At 40.0% G+C, this 4,551-nt stretch carries 3 protein-coding genes; 1 reads left to right on the forward strand and 2 read right to left on the reverse strand.

Annotated features, from left to right (window positions below; genetic code table 11):
- Positions 1–214 precede the first annotated feature (214 nt).
- Positions 215–1,330 carry a peptide-N-glycosidase F-related protein gene (locus D0T49_RS05175; RefSeq protein ID WP_203583420.1) on the forward strand — a complete coding sequence of 372 codons (1,116 nt, stop codon included), beginning with the start codon at positions 215–217 and terminating at the stop codon, positions 1,328–1,330.
- Positions 1,331–1,429: 99 nt separating this feature from the next.
- Here the strand turns inward: D0T49_RS05175 and D0T49_RS05180 are convergent, their stop codons facing one another.
- Both D0T49_RS05180 and dnaG read right to left on the reverse strand, forming a co-directional pair.
- Positions 1,430–2,068, reverse strand: coding sequence for a DUF3267 domain-containing protein (locus D0T49_RS05180; protein ID WP_163629528.1), 639 nt, complete (start codon positions 2,066–2,068; stop codon positions 1,430–1,432).
- Positions 2,069–2,171: 103 nt separating this feature from the next.
- On the reverse strand, positions 2,172–4,133 hold the full coding sequence (gene dnaG / locus D0T49_RS05185; protein ID WP_163629529.1) for a DNA primase: 1,962 nt from the start codon (positions 4,131–4,133) through the stop codon (positions 2,172–2,174).
- Between the last annotated feature and the right edge of the window lie 418 nt (positions 4,134–4,551).

Consider the following 4,551-nt stretch of genomic DNA (forward strand, 5'->3'; position numbering starts at 1 on the left):
ACACTCCTGTAGGAGAAGGTTTGATGGTACTTTTACTATTAGCACTATCCTATGTGGGAATCAGAAAAAGAAGATAGAAGATATAGAGCTTCGGAAGAAGATATAATAAAATAATTTAGTTAAGAGTTTGCATTTTATTCAGTATATTTTGAATAAAGTGTAAACTCTTAACTATTTTTGTTTGTGAATTTAAAATAACCGGTAAATTTTCGCCATGATGAAAAATTCTATTTTTGTATTATTTTTTCTATTTTTGAGTATACAGGCATATTCAGAGCAAGTTATCCCGGTATTTAAAGATGTCTTGTTTTTTGATGGTTATGCGCCGCTTGTTTCTGACAGTGTTTATGAAGAGTATGCCGGTAAACTTCCCGACGCGGGGGTAATTCGTCACAAAAATTCATCGTATGCCGTCAAACTAACAAAAGAACAGCTTTCCAAGTTTGGCGATAATATTGTGATGAATGTCTTTATTAACCCTGTATGTGATAATTATGACAGGCTGGCGAATATAAGTTTAGCGATGGTGCCTAAAGGACAAAACAGTTATTCTCCAACGGAGGTTAACCGATATGAAATCGGGCGTTTTATCACTCCTTTTATGGATAAAAATAAAACTTTTCAGCCCGCTTCTTATTCTTTTAATCTGAATTATCTGAGTCCGGTTTTCAGAGATAAAAAGTTATTGTCACAGTACGATTATTGGATTGAATTTGAGGTTTTCGGTGTGCCCTATGCGGCAAATAAGGAAATAGCAGGTTGTGAAGGACGAAGTGATGTCTTTTTTGGCAGTTTGGAATTTGTAAGCCCTGCGGCTCCTGCTAAAAAGGGGAAAGGTCTGGTTTTAATGCCGCTTCTCTTTAAATATCAGCTAAATAATTATAAGGAAGAATCGACCGACGAACTTGGTAAGACGATTAAATCAGTGAAGTTTTCTTTAGATAAAAATGTGCGTAATGCACGATTGGTTTTGATAACCTCTAACCATGGAGCTAATAGCGGGGGAGAGGAATACAACAGAAGGATGCATTACATTCGTTTCGACAATGAGCTTATGTTGGAATACAAGCCAGGCAGAAGAAGTTGTGAGCCCTTCCGTCATTTTAACACGCAGAGGAACGGTATTTACGGCAGGTCAGAGAAAACAGACGAGCAATGGCAGGCATTTAGCAACTGGTGTCCGGGAGATGTGATTGATACGAGAATTATCGAATTAGGAAATCTGAAAGCCGGAGAACATGAATTTATGATTGAAGTACCCGAAGCTCAGTTTGTAGATAAACAGGGATATATACCCGTTTCTCTATATCTTTTGGGAAATGCTAAATAAGTAGTTACAAGGAATTAGTTACGAGTTACAAGTTACAAGTCTTATCTTTGGTGTATTAGGAGTGGGAAGAGCAAACTCAAATTTTATTCAGTGCTCAACTTAATTGGTTGTGATGGATTTTTTATAAAAGAAGGTTTTGCCTTCTTTTTTCATGTCGAAAGTTACGATCTCTTCATCCGGCCTGTTCTGAAAGAAGCAAAGCATGCCGAAATCGCCGCCACAGCAAAAACTATGTAGCCCGAAAATAGCAAGAAAGAAATAGAAAAGAGCTTGATTGTAAAAGATAGCCATGCCTGCAACAGAGAGTACCCCTATAACAACGGCAGGTGCTAATGCTATGATTTTAAATTGCCGATAATTAATAACTTCTCCATCGGCTTGTACGTAGAATAAGAACTTTCGTATATTCATACCAAATGAAACATGCTTTGCGCCTACAATTTTGTATGCGATGGCATGAATTAGTTCGTGCAGCACAATTCCGATGGTAAACAGGAAAGCGATTCCGGCCGCTAAGTAAACCAGATACATATAATCGCGTGAAACGTAAAATGGCATGAAGGCTTTGAACGCCCCTAATATGAAAGCAAGAATGCCTAATAACTGATACATGTTGGCAGCACGCGCCCAACCTTGGTTTTCGGCTAATTCGTTTTTAACAAAGGGCTTTATTTCTTCGTGTTCAACGCTGGTTATTTCGGTATAATCAGGGTTGTTTATTATATCTTGATAATTCATCAGGGGCTTATTTATATAGATTTTGTTAACGAAAAGAATAATTTATTTTTGAAAGGGGAAGCTGAAATTTCTAATATACTTTATACTTTCACCTTTCACCTCATTACAGCTTTATAATTATTCTCTCTCCAAGGGTTTTTGATAACTGTTTTTTCACTTGTTCCAGCAAACTCATTTCCTGCATTATTTCAGCCATTTTTTCATTGTCTTTGTTTTCGTTAGCTTCTTTCAGTTCAAGCAGTTTTTGTCTTATCTGGTCGATGATAACACTGTTTTTCAGTTCAAACACAATGCGGGGCACAAGTTCAAGCAGGCGTTCCGAATCCGGTTCCACTTTCTTTATCTTCGAGTGTACTTTGCTCAAAGTATATTTTTCGGCAATCAGGTCGGCGGCCACCATACTTATTTTATTATCGGTATGATGGAGGAAAAAACGCTCTGCCACAAAGTTTTCTTCTTCGTGATGAAGCTTATACTCTTCCAGTAAAGAAGCGTATGTTTCGTTCAGAAAACGTATGCTGTCCGATTCAAGTTCTTCCAGTATGTAAGTTCCTACAGTTTTGAATGTCTTATTCTCAACGTCGGTGTAATACAGAACATGATTGCCATAGCGGATAAGCATTTCCAGAATATTGCGCTCCTCGGCTTCAAACTTGCCTGCGCCTATTATATTCTCAGTTTTTAAGTCTTGTTGCTCGTTCGGTATGTTTATTGACTGGATGCTCTCCTGTTGCTGCTGACTCCAGTTTTTTTCACGTTCTTTACCTTTCAGTTTGTTTATTTCATGGTAAAGGACCTGTTCCTGTACATTTAGCAGCGTGCTACATTCCTTTACGTATTCGGCACGGATTATATGGTTTGGAATAAGCGAGATGCTCCTTACAATATCGGTTATCAGTCCGGCGCGTTTTATAGGGTCGTTTCCGGTATCTTCAAGCAGCAGGCTGGTTTTAAACCGGATAAAGTCGGACGAATTTTTCTGTACATACTCGATGAAATCCGAAGCATTATTGCTTTTAGCAAACGAGTCGGGGTCTTCACCTGCGGGTAGCAGAAGCACTTTTACATTTAGCCCCTCCTCAAGCAGCAGGTCTATTCCGCGTATAGATGCCTTGATGCCTGCAGCATCGCCATCGTATATTACGGTTATATTTTCGGTAAAGCGGTGAATCAGGCGGATTTGCCCGGACGTTAGCGATGTACCGGAAGAAGCCACTACGTTTTCAATGCCGCTTTGATGCATGGAGATAACATCGGTATAACCTTCTACCAGATAGCATCTATCTTCGCGTACGATGGCTTGTTTTGCGTAGTAAATGCCATAGAGTTCGTTGCTTTTATGGTAAATTTCCGATTCGGGCGAGTTGACATATTTAGCCTTTTTATCGTCTTTTTTCAGGATACGTCCGCCGAATGCTATAACTTTTCCTGAAAGCGAATGAACAGGAAACATTACACGTCCCCTGAAACGGTCGTACAGCGATTGGTTTGTCTCATTTTCGAGCGTTAGTCCTGTTTTAATCAGGTATTCTTTGTTATAACCCGCTTTAAGAGCGGCTCTTGTAAGCCTGTCTTTATCATCGAGGCAATAGCCCAGTTGGAATTTTTTGATTATATCGTCACGAAAACCCCGTTCGCGAAAATAGCTCAGTCCTATGGCTTTACCATCAATGTGGTTGTGAAGTATGTCGGCGAAGTATTTTTGAGCAAACTCATTAACGAGGAACATGCTCTCGCGGTCGCTGTGTATCGCCTGTTCTTCGGCCGACAGTTCGCGTTCTACAATCTCAATATTGTATTTCTTTGCCAGAAACCTGAGTGCATCGTAGTAGGAGAGTTGCTCGTGCTCCATGATAAAGTGTACCGAGTTTCCCCCCTTGCCGCAACCAAAACACTTGAAAATACCTTTCGCAGGCGATACGGTGAACGAAGGTGTTTTCTCGTTGTGGAATGGGCATAGGCCAAGCATGTTCACCCCCCGTTTGCGGAGCGTAACATAGTCCGAAACCACCTCTTCGATGCGTGCGGTTTCATTAATACGGTCTATGGTAGCCTGGTCAATCATTTATTGTATAAGGAGTGAGAAATAACTCCAAGCGAATACAAAATTACGGAAAAAGTTCTTATTTATTGTATATGCTCCGAAGTTAAAAACAGTTTATTTGTTGAAGATGCTTTACAAAGTATGCTTCTGCCTAAAAGGCAGAATTTGCATAACCGCAGGTCAAAACGAAGTGACGACCTACGGATAGTTGCCGGCGCGGACTTGTAGTCCGTGTCTTGCTCGTAAGAGCAAACAATTTGGAGATTATGGTTGCTTTTCAAGCAGGACACGGACTACAATTTCCGACACGTCGGAATGTAACATCCGCGCCAGCAGGAATAAACCTTAGTAACTTCAACAGCTCATAAAACCAAACCTTATTACCTTATTAAACATTATATTGGCGCAAGTTTAGCATAGCGTAACTTGTGCCGAAAAT

The organism is Paludibacter sp. 221, assembly GCF_010501035.1.
Classification (GTDB): domain Bacteria; phylum Bacteroidota; class Bacteroidia; order Bacteroidales; family Paludibacteraceae; genus QVMH01.

Excerpts from the sequence above, each read along its gene's own strand:
- dnaG (WP_163629529.1), bottom strand. The coding sequence starts at position 4,133 with ATGATTGACCAGGCTACCATAGACCGTATTAATGAAACCGCACGCATC.
- D0T49_RS05175 (WP_203583420.1), top strand. The coding sequence starts at position 215 with ATGATGAAAAATTCTATTTTTGTATTATTTTTTCTATTTTTGAGTATA.
- D0T49_RS05180 (WP_163629528.1), bottom strand. The coding sequence starts at position 2,068 with ATGAATTATCAAGATATAATAAACAACCCTGATTATACCGAAATAACC.